The organism is Streptomyces chiangmaiensis (assembly GCF_036281785.1).
Classification (GTDB): Bacteria; Actinomycetota; Actinomycetes; order Streptomycetales; family Streptomycetaceae; genus Streptomyces; species Streptomyces chiangmaiensis.
On record NZ_JAYWVC010000394.1, the window covers coordinates 1 to 4,010 of the forward strand.

2 protein-coding genes are annotated in these 4,010 nt (G+C 63.9%); both read left to right on the forward strand.

The window, feature by feature from the left end; translation table 11 throughout:
- The first annotated feature begins 291 nt into the window (after positions 1-291).
- Positions 292-2,109: a group II intron reverse transcriptase/maturase gene (gene ltrA / locus VXC91_RS43120; protein ID WP_329512813.1), complete on the forward strand. Its 1,818-nt coding sequence runs from the start codon at positions 292-294 to the stop codon at positions 2,107-2,109.
- Positions 2,110-2,242: 133 nt separating this feature from the next.
- Positions 2,243-3,697: a group II intron reverse transcriptase/maturase gene (ltrA, locus tag VXC91_RS43125; protein WP_329512814.1), complete on the forward strand. Its 1,455-nt coding sequence runs from the start codon at positions 2,243-2,245 to the stop codon at positions 3,695-3,697.
- Positions 3,698-4,010: the final 313 nt, after the last annotated feature.

Below are 4,010 nucleotides of genomic sequence, written 5' to 3' on the forward strand. Positions count from 1 at the left end.
AGGCACCCGACCCGGCCGTACCTCACTCGTGGGGAACGTGACAACCCCGTTGGAGTCCGTCGACGCCAAGGCGTCTGCGGCAAGCCGACCGTAAGGAAGGCCCGATTCTCCAGCGGGCGCAGGATGGCCTCAGAAGCGAATGCCGGTGGCCGAAAGGCAGCGGGAAAGCGGGACATCATGGCTGGCTCCTCCGCCGGCCGTCTCGTATAACCGGCCGGATACGGGCGGATGCCCGGACCCGAAAGGGTGCTGACGGAGGCCAGGTGAGCTTGTGGAGAGACGAAGAGAACGATGCCGGAACCGAAGGACAAGTTAGACGCCATGGTGAACGTGCAGGCGCAAGCCGACGCGGACGAGATGGCGAACGGACCGGAGGGCGACGTTCTCGAATGGCGCGACATCAACTGGCGTGCCGCCGAGGACGAAGTAAGGCGTCTGCGACAGAGAATCTTCACGGCATCGCGGGAAGGCGACCTCAAACGAGTTCGCAACTTGCAGAAACTGATGCTCCGTTCCCGTGCCAATACGCTCCTCAGCGTGCGGCGCGTGACGGAGATCAACACTGGGCGCAAGACCGCCGGAGTGGACGGGCGAACGGCGCTGTTACCTCAGTCGAAAGTCATGCTGGTGGACTGGGCGCAATTCCGTGCGAAAACCTGGACACCCCTGCCGGTAAAGCGCGTGCACATTCCGAAAGCAGGCGGAAAGAAGCGCCCACTGCGTATCCCGGTCATTGCTGACCGGGTCCTGCAGGCGCGGGTGGTCAACGCGCTGGAACCCGAGTGGGAGGCACGGTTCGAGCCAAAGTCGTATGGCTTCCGGCCTGGCCGTGGCTGTCATGACGCGATATCCGCCATCTATCTGACGCTGAAGGGCAAGAATCCTCAGCGGATGTGGGTGCTGGACGCGGACTTGAAAGCGGCATTCGACCGAATTGACCACGAGTACCTTCTTGCCCAGCTCGGCGCGTTCCCAGCCAGGGAACTGGTCAGGCACTGGCTGAAGGCCGGAGTGGTGGATCGCGGTCGGCTCGCCCCAACAGAAGAAGGTACCCCTCAAGGGGGAGTTGTCAGTCCTCTGTTACTGAACATCGCTCTGCACGGAATGGAACAAGCCGCCGGAGTCCGATACCGCAAGCTCGGCACTAACGCTGCCGAGTCGGTAGAAGGCGCACCGGCATTGATCAGGTACGCTGACGATCTTGTCGCGCTGTGTCACAGCTATGACGAAGCCGCAAAGGTCAAGGCGAAGCTCGCCGAGTGGCTACGGCCCAGAGGGCTGGCGTTCAACGAGGACAAGACGAGAATTGTCCACGCTGACTCCGGTTTCGATTTTCTGGGATTCAACGTCCGCCGCTATGACGGCAAGCTGTTGATCAAACCGAGTCCTGCGGCTCTGAGGCGAATCCGGGAACGGCTACGCACAGAGATGAAGGCCCTACGCGGGGCCAACGTCAGTGCGGTGCTGCACAAGATCGATCCGATCGTGCGCGGCTGGTCGGCCTACTACCGGACGGTGGTCTCCAGCAAGGCGTTCACCGCGCTGGACGACTACATGTGGAAGCTCACTTACAAGTGGGCTAAGCATGGCCACCAGAACAAGTCGAGGAACTGGATTGTCAACCGGTACTTCGGTCAGTTCAACAAGTCCAGTAGGAACCAATGGGTGTTCGGGGACCGGGAAACCGGTGCCCACCTACGGAAATTCTCCTGGACGAAAATCGTTCGACACCAGATGGTCCCTGGCACGTCGTCTCCGGACGATCCGGCACTTGTGGACTACTGGGCCAAACGGCGGCGCAAGGGGATGCCCACGTCTCTGGACGCGTTCGGAATGCGGCTGCTGACGCTGCAAGACGGCCGCTGCCAGCTATGCGGCGGGCTCCTGTTGTACGCCGACCACCAACCGCAAAGCCCCGCTGAATGGGAAAAGTGGATGGCGGTGATCCGGCGGGCGGTGACGAAGCAACATATCGTCCTCGTTCCAGGTCAAGGCAGGTCGGACGTGGTCCTTCGTCTCGTGCACACCTCCTGTCGACGTCGGCGCAATGCCGATATCCCAGCAGGTCTGGCTTCGCTGCGTGCCCGCGAGCCTTCGGGGCTTGCTTGAGCCGGATGCGGTTGACGCTGCACGTCCGGTTCTTAGGGGGCGGGGACGCAGTAATGCGTTCCCGCTACCCGACAAAGCCGTCCACATGGCGAAGCAGCCCAGCGGATTCACGTAGTTGAAGGAACTGCAAGGGATGGAGACGCTGGTGAATACCGGTGATCTGTGGCCCGACCCCGATGGGGCCTGGTTACGGGTACGACGGATGCAGACCAAGCTGCACCAATGGGCGGTCGATGATCCCGGCCGCAGGTTCGATGATCTCTACAACCTCGTCCATCACCCCGACTTCCTCACCGTCGCGTGGGAGAGGGTGCGGGGCAATAAGGGGGCACGCACCGCCGGCGTGGACCGGGTCATCCCGGCCTTCATCGCCGACGACGCCGACATCGTGGCCTTCCTGAAGAACACGCGGGAGCAGTTGAAGGCCCGTACGTTCACTCCTCTGCCGGTGAGGGAGCGCATGATCCCCAAGCCTGGCAGCGGAGGAAAGCTCAGGAGACTGGGGATCCCCACCGCGATGGACAGGCTCGTGCAAGCCTCGCTCGTGCTGGTCCTGGAACCGATCTTCGAGGCGTCCTTCAAGCCGGTCAGCTACGGCTTTCGCCCCGAACGACGAGCCCATGACGCCATCGCCGAGGTGCACCATTTCGGCTCCAAGGGATACCACTGGGTGCTGGATGCGGACATCGAGGCATGCTTCGACAACATCGCGCACTCCGCCCTGCTGGAACGGATGCGCCGACGAGTCGGAGACAAGCGGGTTCTCGCCCTGGTCAAGGCATTCCTGAAGGCGGGCATCATGTCCGCCGACGGCGAGACCAGGGACACGAACACCGGCACGCCCCAAGGCGGCATCGCCTCACCGCTGCTGGCGAACATCGCTCTCTCGGCGCTGGATGAACACTTCTGCGCCAAGTGGGACGCTCACGGCAACGGCGGCAGGCGGACAGCACACCGCCGACGCAGAGGCGCCACATACCGGATCGTCCGCTACGCGGACGATTTCCTGATCATGGTGTGTGGCACCCGAGCCCACGCGGACGCGCTGTGGGAGGAGGTCTCGGCTGTGCTCGCCCCTTTGGGGCTCAGCCTGTCCGAGGCCAAGACCCGTGTCTGCCACATCGACGAGGGCCTGGACTTTCTCGGCTTCCGCATCCAGCGGAGACGCAAGAAGGGCACCATCGAGCACTACGTCTACACCTACCCGTCGAAGAAGGCGCTGGCCTCCATCACGGGCAAGGTGCGGGCGGTGACGGACAAGAGAGGTCAGCGGACCCTCGCCGACCTGCTTCGCCAGCTCAACTCGGCGGTGCGGGGCTGGTGTTACTACTTCCGGTTCGGGTCATCCACGGCCACGTTCCACTATCTCGACGACTTCTGCTGGCGTCGGGTGACGTTGTGGCTGAGGAAGCAGCATCCCGGGATCGACTGGAGGACTCTGCGGCGCCGCTATCTGACGGGTGAACCCGGCTGGCGGCCCGAGGAGGACGGGATCACGCTGTTCGTCCCGCAGCGGGTGAAGGTGACCCGCTATCGCTGGCGCGGATACAGCATCCCAACACCGTGGGCGAAGGCCGCGACGGCGTGAGCCGCGCGGTCCAGCGGGAGTCCGTGGAGCGCCGGATGCGGTGAGAGCCGCATGTCCGGTGCGGAGGGCGGGCCGGGGAAACGGGCTGGTCGCAAGGCCAGTACCGCGCCCCGGTCCGACCCCTACTTCACCGCTGATCCCGTCGCAGCGGGACGGTGGAGCTGAGGGCAGCCTGATCCGGGTGGTGCCGGGGAGGGTGGGAGCAGCCCTGACAACGCCGGGACGTGCCAGTACTGCCGGATGGTGCGGGTCCGGCTAGGTCTCCTTGGTGTTCACCAGCCACTGACGCCCGTCGATGAGTTCGCGAACCGCA

Excerpts from the sequence above, each read along its gene's own strand:
- ltrA (WP_329512813.1), top strand. The coding sequence starts at position 292 with ATGCCGGAACCGAAGGACAAGTTAGACGCCATGGTGAACGTGCAGGCG.
- ltrA (WP_329512814.1), top strand. The coding sequence starts at position 2,243 with ATGGAGACGCTGGTGAATACCGGTGATCTGTGGCCCGACCCCGATGGG.